22 protein-coding genes are annotated in these 20,985 nt (G+C 55.8%); 8 read left to right on the forward strand and 14 right to left on the reverse strand.

Annotated features, from left to right (window positions below; translation table 11 throughout):
• Window positions 1–63 precede the first annotated feature (63 nt).
• Both G482_RS0104215 and G482_RS0104220 read left to right on the forward strand, forming a co-directional pair.
• Entirely contained in the window at window positions 64–1,659 is a 1,596-nt protein-coding gene (locus tag G482_RS0104215) for an ABC transporter permease (protein ID WP_028448987.1), read from the forward strand.
• A 3-nt stretch (window positions 1,660–1,662) separates the two neighbouring features.
• A complete protein-coding gene (locus G482_RS0104220) occupies window positions 1,663–2,706 on the forward strand; it encodes an ABC transporter ATP-binding protein (protein ID WP_028448988.1) in 1,044 nt (347 codons plus the stop codon).
• A 76-nt stretch (window positions 2,707–2,782) separates the two neighbouring features.
• Here the strand turns inward: G482_RS0104220 and G482_RS17235 are convergent, their stop codons facing one another.
• The 4 genes from G482_RS17235 to G482_RS0104240 are packed head-to-tail and all read right to left on the reverse strand — an operon-like array spanning window position 2,783 to window position 5,669.
• Window positions 2,783–4,486, reverse strand: a complete 1,704-nt coding sequence (locus tag G482_RS17235) for a SulP family inorganic anion transporter (protein WP_051258706.1) — start codon at window positions 4,484–4,486, stop codon at window positions 2,783–2,785.
• A 2-nt stretch (window positions 4,487–4,488) separates the two neighbouring features.
• Entirely contained in the window at window positions 4,489–4,905 is a 417-nt protein-coding gene (locus G482_RS0104230) for a DUF6691 family protein (RefSeq protein ID WP_028448989.1), read from the reverse strand.
• 10 nt (window positions 4,906–4,915) lie between these two features.
• Window positions 4,916–5,341 carry a YeeE/YedE family protein gene (locus tag G482_RS0104235; protein WP_028448990.1) on the reverse strand — a complete coding sequence of 142 codons (426 nt, stop codon included), beginning with the start codon at window positions 5,339–5,341 and terminating at the stop codon, window positions 4,916–4,918.
• Window positions 5,331–5,669: an ArsR/SmtB family transcription factor gene (locus tag G482_RS0104240; RefSeq protein WP_028448991.1), complete on the reverse strand. Its 339-nt coding sequence runs from the start codon at window positions 5,667–5,669 to the stop codon at window positions 5,331–5,333. Before G482_RS0104240 ends, G482_RS0104235 begins: the two co-directional genes overlap by 11 nt.
• Window positions 5,670–5,756: 87 nt before the next feature.
• Between G482_RS0104240 and G482_RS0104245 the strand changes: the two genes are divergently transcribed.
• The 3 genes from G482_RS0104245 to G482_RS0104255 are packed head-to-tail and all read left to right on the forward strand — an operon-like array spanning window position 5,757 to window position 7,296.
• Window positions 5,757–6,626, forward strand: a complete 870-nt coding sequence (locus G482_RS0104245; RefSeq protein WP_028448992.1) for an MBL fold metallo-hydrolase — start codon at window positions 5,757–5,759, stop codon at window positions 6,624–6,626.
• A 12-nt stretch (window positions 6,627–6,638) separates the two neighbouring features.
• Window positions 6,639–7,067, forward strand: coding sequence for a thioredoxin TrxC (gene trxC / locus G482_RS0104250; protein ID WP_034618735.1), 429 nt, complete (start codon window positions 6,639–6,641; stop codon window positions 7,065–7,067).
• 25 nt (window positions 7,068–7,092) lie between these two features.
• Entirely contained in the window at window positions 7,093–7,296 is a 204-nt protein-coding gene (locus tag G482_RS0104255) for a YgaP family membrane protein (protein ID WP_028448994.1), read from the forward strand.
• Between the two features lie 129 nt (window positions 7,297–7,425).
• Here G482_RS0104255 and pbpG read toward each other — a convergent pair whose 3' ends face one another.
• Window positions 7,426–8,469, reverse strand: coding sequence for a D-alanyl-D-alanine endopeptidase (pbpG, locus tag G482_RS17240; protein WP_034618752.1), 1,044 nt, complete (start codon window positions 8,467–8,469; stop codon window positions 7,426–7,428).
• A 136-nt stretch (window positions 8,470–8,605) separates the two neighbouring features.
• Here pbpG and G482_RS0104265 point away from each other — a divergent pair, with 136 nt between their 5' ends.
• Entirely contained in the window at window positions 8,606–10,414 is a 1,809-nt protein-coding gene (locus tag G482_RS0104265; protein ID WP_245575240.1) for a PHA/PHB synthase family protein, read from the forward strand.
• A 93-nt stretch (window positions 10,415–10,507) separates the two neighbouring features.
• The gene (locus tag G482_RS0104270; protein ID WP_028448996.1) at window positions 10,508–11,686 is read left to right on the forward strand and encodes an acetyl-CoA C-acetyltransferase; all 1,179 of its coding nucleotides are present in this window, start codon (window positions 10,508–10,510) and stop codon (window positions 11,684–11,686) included.
• Window positions 11,687–11,789: 103 nt separating this feature from the next.
• Here the strand turns inward: G482_RS0104270 and mscL are convergent, their stop codons facing one another.
• The 7 genes from mscL to G482_RS0104305 form a co-directional block, all read right to left on the reverse strand.
• The gene (gene mscL, locus G482_RS0104275) at window positions 11,790–12,221 is read right to left on the reverse strand and encodes a large conductance mechanosensitive channel protein MscL (protein ID WP_028448997.1); all 432 of its coding nucleotides are present in this window, start codon (window positions 12,219–12,221) and stop codon (window positions 11,790–11,792) included.
• 45 nt (window positions 12,222–12,266) lie between these two features.
• Complete coding sequence (gene rlmM, locus G482_RS0104280) at window positions 12,267–13,316, reverse strand: 23S rRNA (cytidine(2498)-2'-O)-methyltransferase RlmM (protein ID WP_034618753.1); 1,050 nt, start codon at window positions 13,314–13,316, stop codon at window positions 12,267–12,269.
• A gap of 83 nt (window positions 13,317–13,399) precedes the next feature.
• Window positions 13,400–14,935, reverse strand: coding sequence for a sensor histidine kinase (locus G482_RS0104285; protein ID WP_028448999.1), 1,536 nt, complete (start codon window positions 14,933–14,935; stop codon window positions 13,400–13,402).
• A gap of 38 nt (window positions 14,936–14,973) precedes the next feature.
• Window positions 14,974–15,633, reverse strand: coding sequence for an energy-coupling factor ABC transporter permease (locus tag G482_RS17245; protein WP_051258707.1), 660 nt, complete (start codon window positions 15,631–15,633; stop codon window positions 14,974–14,976).
• Window positions 15,634–15,636: 3 nt separating this feature from the next.
• Window positions 15,637–16,284, reverse strand: a complete 648-nt coding sequence (locus G482_RS0104295) for an alpha/beta hydrolase (protein WP_051258708.1) — start codon at window positions 16,282–16,284, stop codon at window positions 15,637–15,639.
• 42 nt (window positions 16,285–16,326) lie between these two features.
• Entirely contained in the window at window positions 16,327–16,638 is a 312-nt protein-coding gene (locus tag G482_RS0104300) for a (2Fe-2S) ferredoxin domain-containing protein (protein ID WP_028449001.1), read from the reverse strand.
• Between the two features lie 70 nt (window positions 16,639–16,708).
• The gene (locus G482_RS0104305; RefSeq protein ID WP_034618907.1) at window positions 16,709–17,800 is read right to left on the reverse strand and encodes a hypothetical protein; all 1,092 of its coding nucleotides are present in this window, start codon (window positions 17,798–17,800) and stop codon (window positions 16,709–16,711) included.
• A 127-nt stretch (window positions 17,801–17,927) separates the two neighbouring features.
• Between G482_RS0104305 and G482_RS0104310 the strand changes: the two genes are divergently transcribed.
• On the forward strand, window positions 17,928–18,401 hold the full coding sequence (locus G482_RS0104310) for a WbuC family cupin fold metalloprotein (RefSeq protein WP_028449003.1): 474 nt from the start codon (window positions 17,928–17,930) through the stop codon (window positions 18,399–18,401).
• Between the two features lie 58 nt (window positions 18,402–18,459).
• On the opposite strand, the gene G482_RS0104315 is transcribed toward G482_RS0104310, so the two are convergent.
• Window positions 18,460–18,738: an acylphosphatase gene (locus G482_RS0104315; protein ID WP_028449004.1), complete on the reverse strand. Its 279-nt coding sequence runs from the start codon at window positions 18,736–18,738 to the stop codon at window positions 18,460–18,462.
• Between the two features lie 88 nt (window positions 18,739–18,826).
• Window positions 18,827–20,851, reverse strand: coding sequence for a methionine--tRNA ligase (gene metG, locus G482_RS0104320; RefSeq protein ID WP_028449005.1), 2,025 nt, complete (start codon window positions 20,849–20,851; stop codon window positions 18,827–18,829).
• Window positions 20,852–20,985 lie beyond the last annotated feature (134 nt).

Raw genomic sequence — 20,985 nt, forward strand, 5'->3', positions numbered from 1 at the left:
TGCCACAGGGGCAGCCGGCGAAAGTCGGGTCTGCCCTTCGTTTTTTCATCTCTGATCACGCTTATGTCCAAACACTCCTGGCGCGGCGCCGTGCTGGCCTTGCCGATTGCTTTGCTCACCTTGATTCCACTATTGGTGGTGTTGGCGTCTTTTCTGCATCCGCAACCAGAAATCTGGGCCCATCTGGGCCAATATGTGTTGCCTGATGTGCTGCGCAATACCGCGATCTTGCTATTTGGCGTGGGCTTTGGGGTGTTGCTGCTGGGCGTGCCGCTGGCCTGGCTCACGGCCGTATGCGAGTTTCCCGGCCGCCGCTGGCTCAGTTGGGCGCTGATGTTGCCGCTGGCGATGCCTGCTTATGTGTTGGCCTTTGTACAGGTGGGCTTGCTGGATTTCACCGGGCCAGTGCAGACGCTATTGCGCGAGCTAACCGGTGACAGCAGCTGGTTTCCGCGCATTCGCTCCACTGGTGGTGTAGTGCTGGTGCTGACGCTGGCGTTTTATCCTTATGTGTACCTGCTGGCGCGCAATGCCTTTCTTACTCAAGGCAAGCGCGCGCTTGAAGCTGCGCAAATGCTGGGCTATTCCCGCCCGGCAGGGTTTTGGAAAGTGGCGCTACCGATGGCGCGGCCATGGCTGATTGGCGGGCTCACGCTGGCGCTAATGGAAACCCTGGCCGATTTCGGCACGGTGTCGGTATTTAATTTTGATACCTTCACGACCGCGATTTACAAATCCTGGTTTTCCTTGTTTAACCTTACTGCGGCTTCGCAGCTAGCGTCACTCTTGGTGTTATTTGTGTTGGTGCTGGTGTTGGTGGAGCAACGTGCACGCGGCGCGCGAGCCTATCATGGGCGTATTGTGGCGGCCGAGCGTATTGTGCTCACCGGTTGGGCGCGCCCGGCGGCCACACTATTTTGCCTCGCAGTCCTGGCAATGGCGTTTGTGATTCCGCTCTTGCAACTCTTGGTCTGGGCCTACAGCGTACTCGCCACCGATCTGGATGCGCGGTACTGGGGTTTTACGCTGCGCTCGATGTTGATTTCCTTGGCGGCGGCGCTGGTGGTGAGTGTGCTGGCGCTGGTGTTGGTGCTGCTGCAGCGCCATTATGCGAGCCGCGCCACACGCTTGACCGTGCAGTTGGCGACATTAGGCTATGCCGTGCCGGGCACGGTGTTGGCGGTGGGCGTGTTTGTACCGATCGCTTGGCTGGATAATCTGCTGCTGCCTTATGCCCATGCCTTGGGTTATGAGGGATTTCAAATACTCAAAGGCTCGGTGGCGGTGATGCTGCTGGCGCTGGGCGCGCGTTTTATGGCTGTGGCTTTTCAGCCGCTGGAGAGCGCGATGCAGCGGGTAAGCCGCAATCAGGAAGATGCGGCTCGCTCGCTCGGTTTATCCAATCGCCAGCTCACCTGGCGGCTGCATTTGCCGATGCTGCGTGGCGGGGCGCTCACCGCGGTGTTGATGTGCTTTGTGGATGTAATGAAAGAAATGCCCATCACGCTAATGACCCGCCCTTTTGGCTGGGAAACCTTGGCGGTGCGCGTGTTTGAAATGACTTCGGAAGGCATGTGGGCCAATGCTGCACTGCCCAGTTTGATGATTGTGTTGACTGGGCTGCTCCCGGTCATCCTGCTGGTACGAAAAGCGGAATAAGCGATGCCATTACTTATCGTTAACCAAATTGCTATCGAATTTGCCGGCGCACGTCGGGTGGTGGATGGCCTGTCGTTTGCTTTGGAAGCTGGTGAAATTGCCTGTTTGCTCGGCGCCTCGGGTTGCGGCAAAACCACGGTGCTGCGCAGTATTGCCGGTTTTGAAGCGCTGCAGGCGGGCGAGATTCATCTGCAGACCCAGCTCTTGAGCGTGCCAGGCGTGCAGCTGCCACCGCAGCAGCGGGGCATCGGCATGGTGTTTCAGGATTACGCACTGTTTCCACACCTGACCGTGGCACAAAACGTGGGCTTTGGCCTGCGCTCGCTCACTAAGCCTGAGCAAGCGCGCCGGGTGGCCGAGATGCTGGATTTGGTGGGCCTCGGTGAACTAGGTGGCCGCTATATCCATGAGCTGTCGGGCGGCCAGCAGCAGCGGGTGGCGCTGGCTCGGGCGCTGGCGCCGCAACCACGGCTCTTGCTGCTGGACGAGCCGTTTTCCAATCTGGATGTCGAGCTGCGTGAGCGGCTGGGGCAGGAAGTGCGGCAGATTTTGAAAGCCACCGGCACCACGGCGATTTTGGTGACGCACGATCAGCGCGAAGCCTTTGCCATGGCGGATCAGATTGGCGTGATGAGCGAAGGCCGCATCCGCCAGTGGGGGACGCCGTATGATCTGTACCATCAGCCTGTCGATCGCTTCGTGGCCAACTTTATCGGCGAAGGCGTGCTGTTGCCGGCGCGCCTGACTGGGCCGCAATGTATTGAATTTGAGCTGGGCGAGCTCTGCCGCACTGCGCCAGTGGAGTGCGGCATTGGTGCGGAGCTGGAAATCCTGATTCGCCCCGATGATATCCAGCACAACGATCGCAGCCCACTACAAGCCAAAGTGGTGGCCAAGGCTTTCCGAGGGGCGCAGTTTTTATACACGCTGGCGCTGCCCTCAGGCCAACAGGTGTTAAGCCTGGTACCTAGCCACCATAATCATGCGCTGGGCGAGCTGATTGGTATTGAGCTGGAAGTCGAGCACTTGATTGTGTTCCGCAAGTAAGCCAAGGTTACACGCTCTGGCGGGGGTATCGCTAGCTAAGCCTTTCTATTTAAGGCTTTCTGGTAGATACCCAGGCTTAGATCGCGAAATCTTCCTCTTGCGCTGAGCTGTGTAGCGCACACACCGCCGCATGCGTTGAAATAAAAGGCGGCGCGGCCAGCGCAGTGAGCAGATCGGCATGGGCCAGCGTATCGCGCACTGGGCCTTTTAACTCGGCCAGATACAGCTCAATGCCGCGCTGTCGCAAGCTGGGTAGCCAGTTTTGCAGCGCTTGCACAGCGGTATAGTCCACTGAATTTACAGCCGAAAAAATCAGCAGCAGCTGCCGGCAGCTGCTCTGGCGCTGTAGTGCATTTTCTAATTGCTCCAGCACCGTAGCCACATTGGCAAAGTACAGATTTTCATCAATCCGCACCAGTAATTGCTCGGGGTGGGTTTCCACCGCAAAGCGATCGACATTGCGAAAATGCTCGCTGCCCGGCAGGCGACCAACAATCGCCACATGCGGGCGCTGGCTGCGCCAGAGGTAAAGCAGCAGCGTGACCAGCACCCCCAGCGCAATCCCCTGCATTGGCCCCACCCAGAGTACGCCCAGATAGGTCAGCAGCCACGCGATGCCATCGCGCCGATCATAGCGCCAGGCCTGCCAGCCCGTATGCCAGCTCAGCATGCGGCTCGTCGCCAGAATAATCGTGGCACCCAGCAAGGCCAGCGGCAGATGGGCAAAATAGGGGAGTAATGCCCACAGTGCTAGCCCTAGCAAGCCGGCCGTGAAGATACCCGCTAGGGGTGTATGTGCGCCGGCTTGGGTGTTGACCATGGTGCGTGAAAACCCGCCACTCACCGGTAGGCCACCTAGGCTCGCGGCCGCCAGATTACAGCTACCGAGGGCTAATAGCTCGCGGTTGGCGCTGATGGTTTGTCCGCGCTCGGCCGCCAGCGTTTGCGCGATGGTGATGCTTTGCAAAAAACCCGCCAGACTGATCAGCAAGGCCGGCAGCAACAGGCTCTGGATGCTGGCCCAATCGAGCGCTGGGCTAAGCCACGCGCTGTTTTGGCCGGCGCTGAGCTGTAAACGTGGTAGCGTCCAGGGCAGGGCCAGTACGGCAAGCAACAGTAAAAGCGCGATGGGGGCCAGTTTGCCGGCTAAATCGGCATGACGGCTCGCTAAGCCCCAGCGGCGCAATAGTGGTGGCAGGCCAAACTGCGCCGCGGCCAGCAGGGCAAGACTGGCAAGCCCATAGCCCATATCCAGCGCGCGCAAGCCTTGCCAGCTATGCGGTAATTGCTGCAGCAGTTGCGGCAGCGTATCGCCGCGCCATGGGCTGCCCAGTAACACACCGAGCTGCCCCAGCGCGATCAGCAAAGCAGTGGCGGCGCTAAACGCCTGCACCACCGGCAGCGCCAGCAGCCGGGTGAGTTGCCCAAGCCGGGCTGCGCCCAGCCCGAGTAAAAAGAGGGCCGACAACCACGTGAGCGTGGCGGCCAGCGCCACATAGTGGGCACTGCCGGCGGGGGCCAAGGGGCTGAGTGCTGCGGCGGTCATGGCGGAGGTGATCGCCATCGGGCCAACCGACTGCGTCATGCTGGTGCCAAAGAGGCCATACAGCAGCAAGGGCCCAAGGCTGGCATACAGCCCAGCCAGCGGCGGTAAGCCGGCCAGCTGCGCATAGGCCAAGCCCTGCGGAATCAGTAGCAGCGCCACAATCAGGCTGGCGCTGGCGTCGCCCGCCAGCCATTGGCGCTGATAGTGCCGTGCCCAGCCCGGAAGTGCGCGCATGCTTAGCGGCGCTCCAGCCAGCTAAACAGCGCCATGCCGGCCAGCATGGCCGCAACGAACAATACCCCATCCAGTATGCCGCTGCCGACTAATACTAAGGCTGGCCCGGGGCAAATACCCCCGATACCCCAGCCCACGCCAAAGGCCGCCGAGCCCAGTAGCAAGCGTTTATCGATCACGCTGCTGCTCGGTAATTGCATCGGCTCGCCGGTAAGGCGGGCGGTGGGGCTGCGTTTAGCCAGCAGAAAAAACGGCAAGGCCACGCCAATCCCCCCCGCCATCACCAGCGCAAGGCTCGGGTCCCACAGCCCAGCCAGATCCAAAAAGCCCTGTACCTTGGCCGGATTGGCCATGCCTGCCAGTAATAAACCCAGGCCAAACAAGAGACCGGTGAGCAAACCCAATAGATTTAAGCGCATGGTGGTGTCCTTATAACACATGCTTGATCACAAACACGGTGGCAAAGCCGGCACTCATAAAGCTCAGCACCGCAGCCAGTGAGCGCACAGAAAATCGTGACAAGCCACAAATACCATGGCCGCTGGTGCAGCCATTGGCGTAGCGGGTGCCGATACCCACCAGCAAGCCCGCGATCACTAACCCCAGCGGATTGCTCACCATCTGCAGCGCTGGCAGCGGGGCAAATAATTGCCACACCAGCGGGCTAAGCAGAATGCCCAGCACAAATAAGTAGCGCCACTGCCGATCGGCCGCCCCCTGTACCAGTCCGCCAATGATGCCGGCAATGCCGGCGATACGGGCGCCGAGCAAAATCAATAAGCCGGCCGAGAGGCCGATTAAGGCCCCGCCAGCCAGCGAGGCCCAGGGAGTGAAGTGGATGAGATCAATCTGCATGTTCAGGCTCCGGTACTTGTGCATCAATCGGGCAATACAGCTGGTACAACAGCCCCAGCAGGCTTTGCACTTCGGCACTGGCCAACGAATAAAAAATCCGTTTGCCATCGCGGCGGGTATTCACGAGCCCGGCATTGCGTAACACGCCCAGTTGTTGTGAGAGCGTGGGCTGGCGAATGTCGAGCAAGGCTTCAAAATCGGAAACACATTTTTCGCCATCGACCATTTGGCATAACAACAGTAGGCGGTCTTCGTTGCCGAGATTTTTCAGTAATTGCGCCGCATCGCCGGCCGCGGCGCGCATGCGGCTCATCTGGGTGGGATCCATGGCTATGCTCCTCGAATACTTAGCGTTGACATATTATATAAAAAAATATATCGTAAAGTAAAGTCAGATCGATACAGGAGTTTTGCCATGTTCAAGCCCACGGTGGAGGCGTTTTATGATCCGGCCACATTTACGGTTAGCTATCTGGTATTTGATCGGCCCGGTGGCCATGGGGTGATTATTGATCCGGTGCTCGATTACGAGCCGCGTGCGGTGCGAACCAGTACTGAAAATGCCGGTCTGATCGTTAAGCGGGTTGCTGAGCTGCAGCTCGAAATTGACTGGATCTTAGAAACCCACGCGCATGCCGATCATCTTTCGGCGGCTGCCTGGCTCAAAACTCAGCTGGGCGGGCAGATCGCGATTGGCGCGGGTATTACGGCGGTGCAAAAAATCTTTAAACCCATTTTTGGGATGGAGGCCGAGTTTGCCACCGATGGCCGGCAATTTGATCGCTTGCTGGGCGCCGATGATGAATTACAGGCCGGTGATTTGACCGTTCAGGCGCTATTTGTGCCCGGGCATACGCCGGCTGATTTGGCGTATTTGATTGGCGATGCGCTCTTTCTGGGCGATACGCTGTTTATGCCGGATGTGGGTACCGCGCGCTGTGATTTCCCAGGGGGCGATGCGCTGGCGCTGTATCAATCGGTACAACGGCTGTATCAGCTGCCGGACGAAACCCGCGCCTTTGCCTGTCATGATTACCCACCGCCTGAGCGCACTACGCCACGCTGGGAAAGCACGATCGCTGAGCAAAAACGCAGCAATATTCATCTGCGGGCGGATACTCCGGCGGCCGAGTTTGTGGCCATGCGGGACGCGCGTGATGCGGGCCTGGCCATGCCGGTGTTGATCATGCCTTCAATTCAGGTCAATATCCGGGCCGGTGAATTGCCACCGGCCGAAGCCGACGGGCGCCAGTATTTAAAACTCCCACTCAATACACTGGGATAAAAGGAGACCACCATGAGCTTGCATTTAAGCTGCCCCCATTGCCATGCCACCAATCGGCTGGATGCCGAGCGCCTGAAAGACGCGCCTAACTGCGGTGCCTGCCACCAGCCGCTGCTGAGCGGTGCGCCGCTGGTGGCTACCAGTGATAATCTGGCCGACCTGATCAAACACAGCACGCTGCCAGTGGTGATTGATTTCTGGGCGCCTTGGTGCGGGCCTTGCCAGATGTTTGGTCCGACTTTCGCGGCCGCCGCTAAAGATCTGGCCGGCAAGATGCTGTTTGTTAAGGTCGACACCGAGGCACAGCCAGAATTGGGCAATCAATTCCGCGTGCGCAGTATCCCAACGCTGGTGGTGCTGGAAAACGGTATGGAGCTGGAGCGCATGTCGGGTGCTTTGTCGGCCGGTCAGTTTAAAGCCTGGCTGCAGCAATTTTTGTAAGCCGCAGGCGCGGTGAGGAGGCGGTATGCAAGTCAATGTGGGTGGTATTGACCGCGTGTTGCGGATCGGCGTTGGCGCTGGCTTGGTTATTTTAGCCGCGCTGGGTGTGATCGGGGTTTGGGGTTGGTTGGGGGTAATGCCCTTGGCGACTGGCTTGATGCGCTTTTGCCCGGTATACCCCTTGCTGGGGCTGAATAGCTGTCCGCTCAAACCTAAGGCGGATGATTAACCTCAAACGTACTACTTAGTTGCGCAACTATCGTCTTCAGCAAATAGTCCGCGTGCCGGCAGTAGCTCTGCACCGCTAATAAAAAAGCCCAAGTGTTAACTTGGGCTTTTTGCTGTGCAATCAATACGGTTAACCCGCGCGCAAATTACCAGCTTGGCGAGTTTCTTCGATCCAGCGGCGTACGCGCTGTACATCACCGATCCGAGTTTGCTTGCCGGCTGAATCCATCAACACCATTACCACCGGCATATTATTGATTTTGGCTTGCATCACAATGCAGCGGCCCGCTTCATTGATAAAGCCAGTTTTTGATACGCCGATTTCCCAATCCGGGTCTTTCACCAGCGGGTTGGTATTGCGATACGCCATGCTGTGGCCGGTTAAGTTCGACACAAAGGTGTATTCGCTGGAAGTCGAAAACTGATGGATTTCTGGGTAGCGCATGGCTGCTTTCACCATCAGTGCCAGATCGCGTGAAGTAGCAACATTGCGTGGCGTGAGCCCGGTGGGATCGTAAAACTGGCTACGCGTCATGCCCAATTGCTGGGCTTTCTCATTCATCTTGCGCACGAAAGCTTCACGACCGCCCGGATAAGCATGGCTCAAGGAAGACGCGGCGCGGTTTTCAGAAGACATCAGCGCCAAAAGCAGCATTTCACCGCGGGTGAGGGTGGTGCCCACCGCTAAGCGTGAGCCGGTGTTTTTCAGCGTATCGACATCGTCTTGGGTAATGCTGATCAGTTCATTCAGGGGTAGGCGTGCATCCAGCACCACCATGGCCGTCATCAGTTTGGTGATCGAAGCAATCGGCACCACCTGATCGGCGTTGCGCTCGTACATCACTTCGCCGGTTTGTTGGTTTACCACCACCGCCGCCTGCGATTGAACGCCAGGGCTGTACAGATTGACCGGATTGGCATTCACGCGGGTGACTTGCACATCGCGGCGGGCGCGGGCGATGGCCTCGCGTTTTACATCGGAACGATTACTGCGCTTCGCCGATTTAGTAGTGGCTTTTTTGCTACTAGCAGTTTTCTTTTTGCTGGCGCTGGAAGTGGCCTTTTTGCTGCTAGCAGTTGTTTTTTCAACAGATTTACTCGCCGCGAAGGCAGGAGTGGCAGCCAGAATGGCGCTGGAAACGATGACGCACAGGGCTCGGAGTAGGGTAGGCATGGAAATGGGCCCTCGGGGGTAAAGCAAGTGTTGCTATGTTAGTTGACGCTGATTTTAACGAAAGCAGCGTAAAAAGTCATTGCTAATCAAATAGTAGTGCCTTTTTTCTAAACTATGACATTAAAATTCTTGAGGCTTGCGCGCCACGTTAGCCAATTTGGGTGTTGCACTGCAAAATGGCTATGGTCACAATGTCAGCGATTACCCTAATCTTTCGGAGCAAATTGTGTTGAATCAAGAGGCGCTGCAAGCTTTTTTTGAGCAAGTTACCGAAGTAAACCGTCAGTGGACTGAGCAATGGGGTAAGTTTTTTCCGGTTGCCGAGCCTAACCAGCCGATGAACGTGATGCACGAAGTGTTGCATAAAATGCAACACTCGCAGCCGGAGTGGCTACAAAGCCAAAGTCAATTTTATCAGCAGCAAATGGATTTATGGCTGGGGCTGATTGGTGCTAAGCCTGCTGGCAAAGTGGTTGAAATGGATAAAACCGACCGCCGCTTTACCGCGCCAGAATGGGATAGCCCGATTTTTGACTACATTCGCCAAAACTATTTGCTGACCGCGCGCTGGCTGCTCGATCAGGTCAATTCGCCGCAATTTGACGAAGCCACGCGGGAAAAAATGTCTTTTTTCACCCGCCAATATATCGATGCGATTAGCCCGAGCAATTTTGCCTTTACTAATCCCGAAGTCATGAAGTTGGCGCTGGATACCAAGGGTGAAAGTTTGCAAGAGGGCATGAAGCAATTGATGGCCGATATGCAAAAAGGCGCCATCACCATGACCGACGAGGCGCAATTTGAAGTGGGTAAAAATCTGGCGGTTACCCCAGGTGAAGTGATTTTTGAAAATGACTTATTCCAGCTGATTCAATACAGCCCAAGTACCCCCCAGGTGTATAGCCGTCCAGTGCTAGTTGTTCCGCCGTGTGTAAACAAATACTACATTATGGATTTGCAGCCAGCGAATTCGATGATGGGCTACATCGTGAGCCAGGGCTTTACGACTTTCTTGGTTTCCTGGAAATCGATCGAAGCCGATCAGGGTCACCTGCAATGGGATGATTACATCGACAGCGGCGTTATCAAAGCGACCGAAGTCGTGCGTGAAATTAGCAAAGCCGAGAAAATCAATGTGCTGTCATTCTGCATTGGCGGCGAATTGGTTTCGACGGCGATTCCGGTGATGAAAGCGCGTGGTTTGGATTGGTTTGAATCGATTACCCTGATGACCGTCATGCTGGATCACACCGACCCGGGCGAGATTAAACATTTCATCGACTGGAATTTGGTTCGCCAGCGTGAAAGCCAGGCGAGTGGTGTGGTGGATGGCAAAGAATTAGCCCGCACTTTCTCGGCTCTGCGTGCCAATGATCTGATCTGGAATTATGTGGTGAATAACTACCTGAAAGGGAAAACGCCACCACCATTTGATCTGTTGTACTGGAATAGCGATTCGGCCAATCTGGCTTTGCCGATGCATACCTTCTTCCTGCGCAATATGTATCTGGAAAACAACCTGATCAAGCCCAATTCATTTAGCCTGTGCGGTGTGCCAATCGATTTGAGTACGATTAATGTACCCACGTATATTTTTGCTGCCCGCGAAGACCATATCGTGCCTTGGAAATCGGCTTTTGCCACCACCAAGCTATTCAAAGGCCCCTTGCGCTTTGTGTTAGGGGCTTCGGGGCATATTGCCGGGGCGATTAATCCGGTTTCAACGAATAAGCGCAATTATTGGGTGAACGATAATGTGGCGCTCAGCGCTAATGACTGGTTTAACAGCGCTGAATCACGTCCGGGCAGCTGGTGGCAAGATTGGACGCAATGGCTGGTGCCGCACTCCGGTGCGCAGCAAGCCGCACCCAAGAAAGCCGGTAATACCAAATACAAGGCCATCGAGGCTGCGCCGGGGCGTTATGTTAAAGCGCGCTTGGCCTAATTGAAATTCAAGGCAAGACGTGGTGTCTTGCCTTTTTTGCAACTCAATGCTTACGGCATAATTTAGATCCAAACAAAGATGAAGGAAGATACCATGACCGAAGTTGTTATCGTTGCGGCCGCTCGGACAGCGCTGGGCAATTTTGCCGGCTCTTTGGCCAAAGTGTCAGCGCCAGAATTGGGCGCGACTGTTATCCGTGCCTTGCTGGAAAAAACTGGCGTGACAGGTGAGCAGGTGTCAGAAGTTATTCTGGGTAATGTGCTGACCGCCGGTCTGGGCCAAAATCCGGCCCGCCAAGCTGTGCGCAAAGCTGGCTTGCCAGATGCGGTACCAGGCTTGACCATCAATCAGGTTTGCGGCTCGGGGCTGAAAGCCGTGGCGCTGGGTGTGCAAGCGATTTTGGCGGGCGATGCCGAGATCGTGATTGCTGGCGGCCAAGAAAATATGTCGGCCAGCCCGCATCTGCTCAATGGCAGCCGCGATGGTTTCCGCATGGGCAACGCCAGCCTCGTCGATAGCATGGTGTACGATGGCCTGACTGACGTGTATCAGGGCTATCACATGGGCGTCACCGCGGAAAATATCGCCAAAAAATATGGCATCAGCCGTGAAGAGCAAGATGCGCTGGCCTTGGCCTCGCAGCAAAAAGCTGCGGCTGCGCAAGCTGCCGGCAAATTTGCCGCGGAAATCGTGCCCGTAGTCATCCCGCAAAAGAAAGGCGACCCGGTCGTATTTGCGAGCGATGAATTTGTAAAACCTGGCACCACGGCTGAATCGCTGGCCAAATTGCGCGCCGCCTTTGATAAAGAAGGCACGGTAACGGCCGGTAATGCCTCGGGCATTAATGATGGTGCCGCTGCCGTCTTGCTGATGAGCCGTGCTAAAGCGGCTGAGCTGAATCTGCCCGTGCTGGCCAGCATTAAAGCGGCCGCTAGCACCGGTCTGGACCCAAGCATTATGGGCATGGGCCCCGTATCGGCCACGCAAAAAGCCTTGGCTAAAGCCGGCTGGAGCATCGCTGATCTGGATCTGATCGAAGCCAACGAAGCCTTTGCTGCACAAGCACTGGGCGTGGCACGCGAACTGCAATGGGATCTGGACAAAGTGAATGTCAACGGTGGCGCGATCGCACTGGGCCATCCGATTGGCGCCTCAGGCTGCCGCGTGTTGGTCACTCTGGTGCATGAAATGGTACGGCGTGATGCCAAAAAAGGCCTGGCCACCCTGTGTATCGGTGGGGGTATGGGCGTAGCAATGTGTCTGGAGCGCTAATAGCGATAGATACCCAGCTGGGTATCTAAGCTGGCCACAAATAAAAAACCCGCGTTTAGCGGGTTTTTTATTTGTATGGCCGCGGTTAATGGCTCGCTACGGCTTATTTGTTTTTCAGCGCATCCCGAATCTCGCGCAGCAGCACGATGTCTTCAGGCGTTACTTCTGGCGCCGGTGGCGCTGGTGGAGTTTCGCGGCGCAGTTTATTCATGGCTTTCACTACCAGGAAAATTGCAAACGCCACAATTACAAAGCTGATCAGGCTATTGATAAACAGACCAAAATTAAGCGTCACCGCGCCAGCATCTTGCGCGGCTTTCAATGTTTCGTATGGGCCAGCCACTTTGCTGCCGTTCACCAAAGTCACAAACATATTGCTGAAATCGACTTTGCCAACCAGATAACCAATTGGCGGCATGATAATGTCTTTTACCAGCGAATCAACGATCTTGCCAAAGGCTGCGCCGATTACCACGCCGACTGCCAGATCAATTACATTGCCACGCATGGCAAATTCACGAAACTCTTTAAACATGGCTTTTCTCAATTCAGTAAGTTGAAAGGGTGGCGTGATTTTTGGTTAATCGCGGGCTGTCGTCAAGTAAACGGTGATTTCTTCCCGATCGTGATAAAGCTGCTTGGCGCGCCAGTGACATTGCATGCCGGCCTGTTCCAGCTTGGCTTCAATCAGGGCCAAGCATTTACTTACTTCGAGATAGCGTTTTTTCATTGGCAGCTTCAAGTTGAAAATGGTGCGCCGGGCCATGCCGCTGGCTAACCATTTGGCAATGAGCTCGGCCACGCGAATAGGCTGCTCCACCATATCGCACACCAGCCATTCCACCGGATTTTTCGGGCGGAATTTAAAACCATCATCGCGAATGTGCTTGACCTGATGATGGCGCTCCATACTGCCTTTCATCGGGCCATTATCCACGGCAAATACTTTCAGGCCGCGCATTACCAGCTGATAGGTCCAGCCCCCGGGGGCCGCACCCAAATCGACACCGGTCATGCCTTCGCGGAATTTGCGTTCGGGCTCATCCACCAGCATCAAAATCGCTTCGTGCAATTTCAGCGTTGAGCGGCTTGGGGCATCTACCGGCATGCGCAGGCGCGGAATACCGCACAACCAATCCATCTCTTTAGCCGGGCGGCTGGCGATAAAGACTTCGTTTTGTTGCGGGAAGAATAAATGTAGACGTTGCTCGCCCAGATTGTCGATCCAGCCATGCTCGCTGGTGGCTTTGAGCACATAATCGCCAAATTTGCGGCAGAAGCTGGAGAGCGATTTACCTTCGTTGGTATCAGGGTATTCCAGCCAGATATCGCAGAACTCTTGTTGCAGTTCATTGAGCGCCGCCACGATGGGGGTTAGCCGATCGCGGCTGCCAAGCTCGAGCCGCGCGTGCACCAGCACGCTCTGGCGGGCAAAAATCAGCTTGGCCTGGATGAGGCTATTGAGCGCCCGAGGATTGGCTTTCTTGGGGGTAAAAAGTACCCAGCCGGCCCCTTTTTCAATCTGCCCGTCGCAGCTGGCCACATCCTGTAGCTCTTCAGCGCAATCGGGTTCAAAACCCGCGCGGCAATACGCCAAGAGGGCAAAGGGTTGGGCGGCAATAGCAGTCATGGCGGGCCTGAATCAAAAAAGCGGTGCGAAAGGCGGCAAGGATACCCAAGAATTCCTAGCCTGACCATGCCCGATGGGCGGGATTATTTATGGCCATGGGTCGGAATGCGCATTTCAAAGCGCGTTCCTAGGCCTAAATCCGAAAAGACTTTGATCGTGCCGCCCAAGGTTTGGGTCACCAGGTTAAAGACGATATTAAGGCCCAGGCCGCTACCGCCGTTGGCGCGTTTAGTGGTGAAGAAGGGGTCGAATACTTTATCAATGATATTGGCGGCGATCCCTTGGCCGTTATCGCTGAAATTCAGCACGGTTTCGCCGGCTTCTTCATGCGCGGCAATCGTAATTGTATTTTGCCGGCCGGTTTCGTTATTCGGGCCAAAAGCATGCAGCAGCGCATTTTGCAGCAAATTGGTCAAAATCTGCGAGAACGCGCCGGGGTAGCTATCGATTTTGATTTCATCGGGGCAATCAATCACAATTTGCACTGCCGCATGTTTAGTCAGTGGGCGCAGACTTAGCAAAATCTCGTTCAAATAGGCTTTGAGCTCAAAATCGCGTTTAACTTCGGAAGTCTGATCAACCGCCACGCGTTTAAAACTTTGGATTAGGTCGGCGGCGCGGGTGGCATTGCTCAGAATCAGGCTAGAGGATTGTTCGGCGGTTTCGCCGTAGCTGAGTACGTCTGATTTTTTCACTTGGCCGTCTTCGATCATCTGGCGAAATTTCACCGATTCATCGCGCAAGACCGAGGCGCTGGTCAGAATCACGCCGACCGGGGTATTGATTTCATGCGCAATGCCGGCCACCAAACTACCCAGCGACGCCATTTTCTCGGATTGCACCAGGCTTTTTTGTGCCTCTTGCAGTTGCCGCAAGGCCAGCTCAGCTTCTTCCTTGGCTTGGCGCATTTGGGCTTCGGTGCGCGAGAGATTGGCCACATCATCTTGCAAGCGATGGGCAATACGGTTGTAGCCAATCGATACTTCGTCGATTTCCTGGTAGGGATTACGCGGCAGATCGATATTGTTGTAGTTGATATCGCGCTCGGCGATCTGGTTGATCCGATCCCGCAGCAAGGCCAGTGGGCGAATCACAATTTGCTGCAGCGAGCGCGAAAGGGCTAATACCACCAGCAAATCGAGAATAATAATCTCAATGATTTTTTCTAATACCTGCTCGCGCAGTTGTTGCTGAATTAATTTACGATTGGATTCAAAGCGCACATGGCCCAGCACTTTCTGGCTTTCGGCGCCGCTGAAATTAAGCGCAAAGCTTGGGCTATTTTTCTCGAGCACGGCATGATCGAGTTTATTGATTTGCCCATCAGGGCCGCGCTGGCGACCATCGAGAAAAGAGTCGCCGTTATAGACTTCCAGCGTCGTGATGGCTTCGTAGCTCATCTCGGCATCCAGCACCCGGGCAAGCTGAATATCATCGAAATTCCACAGCACGCCTGGCACTACGGTTTCCATGCGCAGGCGCATGCGTTGTTCGTAGCTTTTTAGCTCTTCTTCCAGGCGCTGCTCGGTGCGCAAATAGGAAATGGCGCCGGAAATTGAGAGCGCCATCGTCAGGATGACCACAAAAATCAGATTGAGGTGGGTGCGGATTCGGCGCATGACATCGACAAGCGGGAAAATTACTTCAAATCTAGCAGTTAATCCCGCTTTTGCAGATATTTTCTGTCATCAAAGGTGCTAATCAGCTGCGGTTGCCACACTACCAAGAGCGTGAGATTCAGCCCAGTGATAAAACCCTCAGGCCAGCCCATTAAAAAGTAATACGGCAGGATTTCTTCGAGGAGGAAACTTGCGGCATAACTGCCAGAGGTGGCCAGCACCAAGGTATGGCTGATGCCAAAGGCCCACATGCTCAGCGCCGCGGCGGCAAAGCAATTGATAAAAATGTAGACAAAGTAATTGAGCGGTAATTTAAGTTGCGTCCAGTGCAACAAGAGCGCGGTGAGGCTAATGGGAATAAGTGCCTTCAGCGTCCAGATAATGCCAATCCGCTCGAGGGGTATATGCCCATACAGCCCTTGCAGACTGAAGAGTACGGCCATACCCAGCAGGGCACGCCAAGGGCCGGCAATCAGCATTAGTGCGGCGCTGCCCAAGATATGAAAAGCAATGCCGGACTGGATTTCGGCTTTTAGCTGCCAACTGAGCAAAATCAGCACGCAGGCCGCGAGCCAGCCGGTGAGCTGGCCTTGCGGGATGGCGCGCCAGGCTTCGCGCCGCAGCGCCACCACACAGCCCCACGCTAAGCAAAACCAGCCCAGAGTGAGCCACGAATCCGCATAGAGTGGGGTTTCCATCGCTTAAAAACGCCAGTTTTTATCAACCAGCTCGGCCAATTGGGTGAGCCGGCCATGAAAGAAATGTCCGACGCCAGGTACGACCAGCACGGGCAATTGCTGTGGCCGCGCCCAATCCAGCACCGCGGCCAAGCTGATGACTTCGTCTTCTTCGCCGTGAATGACCAAAGTGCCTTTGGGTACGGTTGGGAATTCATAGCGGCTCACGGCGGGGCCGATCAGAATCATGCCTTCGACTTCATGCTCGGCCAGCAGTTGGCGTAAGCGCGATTGCACCAGGGTGCCAAATGAGAAGCCGGCCAGCGTGAGGCGTGTGACGCCAGGGTTTTCGGCGCGGGCGTGTGCCAGCACTGCGGCCATGTCGTCGGGCTCATGCTCGCCCCGGCTGTGCGTGCCGGCCGAGTGACCAACGCCGCGCAGATTCGGGCAATACACCACATAACCCAAGCGCGCCAAAGTCTTGGCCAGCGTATGCACCACTTTATTATTAAAAGTGCCGCCTTCCAGCGGGTTGGGGTGGGCTACCAAGGCGATGCCCACGGTGCTGGACCACGCGGATTCGAGCTTCAGGCATTCCAGTGTGCCGACCGGGCCGGCAATTTGGATTAGTTCAAATGTGGCGGCCTTGCGGGGTATACTGCTCTGGGTCATGAATATAAATGCTTTGCTGTTAATACTGGGTGTGGGTATGGCTTAAATCTTCAGGCGCTCAACCACTTGGCCTTGCACCAGATGCTGCTCGATGATTTCGTCGATGTCGGATTTATCCAGATAGGTGTACCAGGTTTCCTCCGGGTAGATCACCATGACCGGGCCTTCTTCGCAGCGATCCAGACAGCCGGCTTTATTGATGCGCACTTTGCCCGCGCCACTCAGGCCCAGACTTTTGACCCGGTCTTTGGCGTAGGCGGCCAGCTCGCTGGCGCCACAGCTATTACAGCTTTGGCGCTCGCCCGGCTCGCGCTGGTTTTGACAGAAAAACACGTGATGTTGGTAGTAGCTCATGCGCAGGCTCCTTGGCGGGGCGGAACAGGGCGACAGCACAAGGCAAGCCGCCCACGGTAATCACTGACAATTATTGAATGCTGGCGATGGCCGAGCCCAGATTATGGGCGGTAATGAACAGTGGCAGACCATCGGTGTCGAGCACGGGCTGAACATTGCCGATGATTTTGACTTGCTCAACACGGCATTCGCGCATCAGTTCAGTCACATATTGCTCGATGTAGGCGACCTGGTCATTGGCCGCTAGCGGCCAGACATAACCTTCCCAGCGCTCGGGGTCTTCTTGGCTACTGAATGTAATCCGGATTTCGGCGTTTTCGTGCGCGGCCACCGTCACTACCGGCGTGCGGCCTTTGCTGCGAATGGAGCGCAGCGCGTTGCTGGTCATTACTTGCAGGCGTGTTTCCAGCTGGGTGACCCGGCCGGCATCTTGTGCCGCCAGCCAGCTCAGTGGCGTGCGCGGAATGGGGAATAGCGTCACGCCATCGGCTTTGAGTGCGTCGCCAATCAATTGGGCAAATGGCATGCCCCACGCGCCAACACTGCCACCGAGCTTAATCGCTGGGGCGGCATCCTGGCTTTGCATCGCGACGCCCACCAGATAGCGCAGCGCAACGATTTCGTCTTTCACCACAATCGGTGCGCCGGCCGAATCCAATGGAAAATCGCGGGCGCTGCTTAGATTGGTTTTCCATTCGGCCACTTGCGCCGGGTTGATGGCGGCCAAAAGGCTGGCATCCAGCAAAGCGCCCGAAAGCCACACATCGGCATCCGCGGCGACAACGCCATGCTCGCGCAAAATGGCCAAGGCTTTGTCGCCATCGATTTCGCTTGGCAAGGTGGTTTCGCCTTTTAAGCCGGCCACCAGCACCACCGGAATCGCAAACGGAATCGCGTAACGCGGTGCGGTGGATTGCTCGACCTCATCGCGGATGCATTGCCACAATTCAAACCACGCCTCTTGCGATGGCACCTGAGTAATCGCGCCATTCAAGCCATAGTGATCACGCGCGGCCAGCAATTCGGCGATCAGCTGGCGCAGCCCCTGGCGTTTGCTCGCCACTTGGCTAGCTTCACGCTCGGTGAGCAGCGACATCAGTTGGCGAATAACCGGATTTTGCGGGTTAACTCGGGGATATAGGCGTGGATCTGGCAGCGTCATGATCAGCAATCGGTAGCAATATTCAAGGCTGCGATTATAGCTGCGCCAAGGCGTGCTTGTCGCCACCGCTGAAAGCGTGGGCGCATCGTGGTTTAATTGCGGCATTTCACCTGCCCAGAGCCGATAGATGCCGCACTACAGCTTACTTGATCAAACCTTGCTGACCGATTTGCTCGCAGAGGCTGCGGCTAGCCCGCGCTTACGCAAAAACCGGAATTTTCATGCCGGGGATGATGCGGCCTGTCATCGGCTGGCCAATGCGTTGCAGCCGGGCACCTATGTGCAGCCCCACCGGCATCTGAACCCTGCCAAGGCTGAATCTATGCTAATGCTGGCTGGGGAGCTGGGCGTACTGATTTTTGCGCCGGATGGGCAGGTGGTAGCCAAGCATCATTTGCGCGCCGGAGGTGAGCATTTCGGCATTAATATCGAGGCGGGCACATTTCATGCAGTGGTGGCCTTAACGCCCTGTGTTTTCTTTGAGGCTAAAGCCGGGCCCTATGTGCCGGTGGCACCAGCAGAGCTGGCGACTTGGGCGCCGCCGGCTGGTACGGCCGAGTGTGAGGCTTATTTGGCGTGGATGCGGGCGCAGTTTGCGTGATTGGCTGGCTGGGGTATCTGACTGTATCGCTTGATAGAATTGGCTTTGCAGACAATACCTAGGCTGTCATCATTTCGTGAAAGGCAGAATAGCCTTTGGCTTTTACCCGGTGGCGCTTAACGTCATCAACCCGTGCGTCTTCCGGGCCGGTTTCTAGCCATTCGGCGAGTTCATCTAGATCATGTGGGTCGCCCTCGGCCCAGACTTCAACGCGGCCATCATGCCGATTGCGGACCCAGCCAGTGAGGTGCAGACGTTCAGCCTCAACGCAGGTGGCCCAGCGAAAGCCAACGCCCTGCACGTGGCCGCTAACAAAGCAATGAATGGCGTGGCTCATGGTGATTCCTACCGCGAATTTGTATTGCATTGTAGGCATAAAAAAACGGCAAGGGTGAGACCTTGCCGTTTTTGTTCAGGGCATGTGCTTATTTCACGCGCATACCTGGTTTGGCGCCATCGTGAGGCTCGAGGATATACAGGCCACCATCGCCGCCGGCGGCCAGCACCATGCCTTCAGACAGGCCGAATTTCATCTTGCGCGGGGCCAGATTGGCCACCATCACCGTGTGTTTGCCGATCAGATCTTCCGGTTTGTAGGCCGATTTGATGCCGGCAAAGACATTGCGGGTTTCATTACCCAGATCGAGCGTCAGCTGCAGCAGTTTTTCTGCGCCTTCCACGTGTTGGGCATTGGCAATGCGAGCAATGCGCAGATCCACTTTCATGAAATCATCAATGCTGATGGTTTCACTGATGGCCGGGATCTCATAGCTTGGCGCCGCAGCTGGGGCTTCGGCTGGCGCGGGCAGGGCTTGTTTGTTTTCTTCGATCATGGCTTCGATCTGTTTTGGGTCAATCCGCGTCATCAGATGGTTGTAGGTATTGATGGTGTGGCTGGTGAGCAACGTTTGAGCGTCTTGCCATTGCAGCGGCGCCACATTCAGGAAGGCTTCAACATCGCTAGCCAGTTTTGGCAATACCGGTTTCAGGTAAATGGTCAGGATGCGGAAGGCATTAATCAAAATGCTGCATACCTGCTGCAGATCTTGCTCGCGGCCTTCCTGTTTGGCCATTTCCCAAGGTTTGTGCTGATCGACAAACTGGTTCACTTCATCGGTGAGCGCCATGATTTCGCGAATCGCGCGGCTATATTCGCGCGCCTCGAAATGCTGGGCAATCGATTCGCTAGCCGCTTGTAAGCGGCTTAAGAGCTCAACCTGGCCCAATTGGCTAGCCAGTTGGCCGGCAAAACGCTTGCTGATAAAGCCGGCGGCCCGGCTGGCGATGTTGACATATTTACCGATCAAATCGCTATTCACTCGCGCGGTGAAATCTTCAAAGTTCAGATCGATGTCTTCAAAGGTGTTTGAGAGCTTCGCCGCGAAGTAGTAGCGCAGCCATTCTGGGTTCAGGTGGTTGAGGTACGATTCGGCGGTAATAAAGGTGCCGCGCGATTTACTCATCTTGGCGCCATCCACGGTCAAAAAGCCGTGGGTGTTGATCGCTGTCGGCGTGCGGTAGCCGGAAAACTCCAGCATCGCCGGCCAGAATAAAGCGTGGAAATACAGAATGTCTTTACCGATGAAGTGGTACAGCTCGGTGCTTGAGTCTTTTTTCCAGTACTCATCAAAATCCAGCCCGAGGCGATCGCACAGGTTTTTGTGGCTAGCCATATAGCCCACCGGCGCATCAAGCCATACATAGAAATATTTGCCTGGCGCATCAGGGATTTCAAAGCCGAAATACGGCGCGTCGCGCGAGATATCCCAGTCCGACAGGCCAGATTCAAACCATTCCTGCATTTTGTTAGCGGCTTCGGCCTGCAGTTTGCCCGGGGTGGTGGTCCAGCCTTTGAGGAAGGATTCGCAATCGCCCAATTTGAAGAAGTAGTGCTCTGATTCGCGTAGCTCGGGCGTCGCGCCAGAGACGGCTGAGAATGGGTTGATCAGCTCGGTAGGGCTGTAGGTTGCGCCACAGACCTCACAGTTGTCGCCGTATTGATCTTTAGCATGACACTTCGGACACTCGCCTTTTACGAAGCGATCAGGCAGGAACATGTTTTTGACTGGGTCGTACAGCTGATTGATCGTGCGGCTAACGATCTTGCCATTGTCTTTCAGTTGGCGATAAATCGTGCCGGCAAAGTGGCGGTTTTCTTCGCTATTGGTGCTGTAGTAGTTGTCAAAACCAACGTGAAAGCCGGCAAAGTCCCGTGAATGTTCGCCATGCACCCGCGCAATCAGCGCTTCTGGGCTGATGCCTTCTTTCTCTGCGCGCAACATGATAGGCGTGCCATGGGTGTCATCTGCACAGACATAGTGGCAGGTGTGGCCGCGAGATTTTTGAAAGCGTACCCAGATGTCGGTCTGGATATATTCCACCAGATGGCCGATGTGAATCGCCCCATTGGCGTAAGGCAGAGCGGAAGTGACAAGGATTTTACGAGTCATGGCAGGCCAGAATTGTTGCGAAAAATAGATCGATTATACCGCAGCAGGCCGAGTGCGTGGGCAGACGGGCGCCCCTGCTCACTAGTGTGGTTTTCCCCGTCTTGGCGCAGTGCGGCAAAGCCAGCTAAGATGAT

It is taken from the genome of Chitinibacter tainanensis DSM 15459 (genome assembly GCF_000429785.1).
GTDB lineage: Bacteria > Pseudomonadota > Gammaproteobacteria > Burkholderiales > Chitinibacteraceae > Chitinibacter > Chitinibacter tainanensis.

Bases quoted from the DNA above. Each gene is read 5' to 3' on its own strand.
- G482_RS0104215 (WP_028448987.1), top strand. From the start codon at position 64: ATGTCCAAACACTCCTGGCGCGGCGCCGTGCTGGCCTTGCCGATTGCT.
- G482_RS0104220 (WP_028448988.1), top strand. From the start codon at position 1,663: ATGCCATTACTTATCGTTAACCAAATTGCTATCGAATTTGCCGGCGCA.
- G482_RS17235 (WP_051258706.1), bottom strand. From the start codon at position 4,486: ATGCGCGCACTTCCGGGCTGGGCACGGCACTATCAGCGCCAATGGCTG.
- G482_RS0104230 (WP_028448989.1), bottom strand. From the start codon at position 4,905: ATGCGCTTAAATCTATTGGGTTTGCTCACCGGTCTCTTGTTTGGCCTG.
- G482_RS0104235 (WP_028448990.1), bottom strand. From the start codon at position 5,341: ATGCAGATTGATCTCATCCACTTCACTCCCTGGGCCTCGCTGGCTGGC.
- G482_RS0104240 (WP_028448991.1), bottom strand. From the start codon at position 5,669: ATGGATCCCACCCAGATGAGCCGCATGCGCGCCGCGGCCGGCGATGCG.
- G482_RS0104245 (WP_028448992.1), top strand. From the start codon at position 5,757: ATGTTCAAGCCCACGGTGGAGGCGTTTTATGATCCGGCCACATTTACG.
- trxC (WP_034618735.1), top strand. From the start codon at position 6,639: ATGAGCTTGCATTTAAGCTGCCCCCATTGCCATGCCACCAATCGGCTG.
- G482_RS0104255 (WP_028448994.1), top strand. From the start codon at position 7,093: ATGCAAGTCAATGTGGGTGGTATTGACCGCGTGTTGCGGATCGGCGTT.
- pbpG (WP_034618752.1), bottom strand. From the start codon at position 8,469: ATGCCTACCCTACTCCGAGCCCTGTGCGTCATCGTTTCCAGCGCCATT.
- G482_RS0104270 (WP_028448996.1), top strand. From the start codon at position 10,508: ATGACCGAAGTTGTTATCGTTGCGGCCGCTCGGACAGCGCTGGGCAAT.
- mscL (WP_028448997.1), bottom strand. From the start codon at position 12,221: ATGTTTAAAGAGTTTCGTGAATTTGCCATGCGTGGCAATGTAATTGAT.
- rlmM (WP_034618753.1), bottom strand. From the start codon at position 13,316: ATGACTGCTATTGCCGCCCAACCCTTTGCCCTCTTGGCGTATTGCCGC.
- G482_RS0104285 (WP_028448999.1), bottom strand. From the start codon at position 14,935: ATGCGCCGAATCCGCACCCACCTCAATCTGATTTTTGTGGTCATCCTG.
- G482_RS17245 (WP_051258707.1), bottom strand. From the start codon at position 15,633: ATGGAAACCCCACTCTATGCGGATTCGTGGCTCACTCTGGGCTGGTTT.
- G482_RS0104295 (WP_051258708.1), bottom strand. From the start codon at position 16,284: ATGACCCAGAGCAGTATACCCCGCAAGGCCGCCACATTTGAACTAATC.
- G482_RS0104300 (WP_028449001.1), bottom strand. From the start codon at position 16,638: ATGAGCTACTACCAACATCACGTGTTTTTCTGTCAAAACCAGCGCGAG.
- G482_RS0104305 (WP_034618907.1), bottom strand. From the start codon at position 17,800: ATGACGCTGCCAGATCCACGCCTATATCCCCGAGTTAACCCGCAAAAT.
- G482_RS0104310 (WP_028449003.1), top strand. From the start codon at position 17,928: ATGCCGCACTACAGCTTACTTGATCAAACCTTGCTGACCGATTTGCTC.
- G482_RS0104315 (WP_028449004.1), bottom strand. From the start codon at position 18,738: ATGAGCCACGCCATTCATTGCTTTGTTAGCGGCCACGTGCAGGGCGTT.
- metG (WP_028449005.1), bottom strand. From the start codon at position 20,851: ATGACTCGTAAAATCCTTGTCACTTCCGCTCTGCCTTACGCCAATGGG.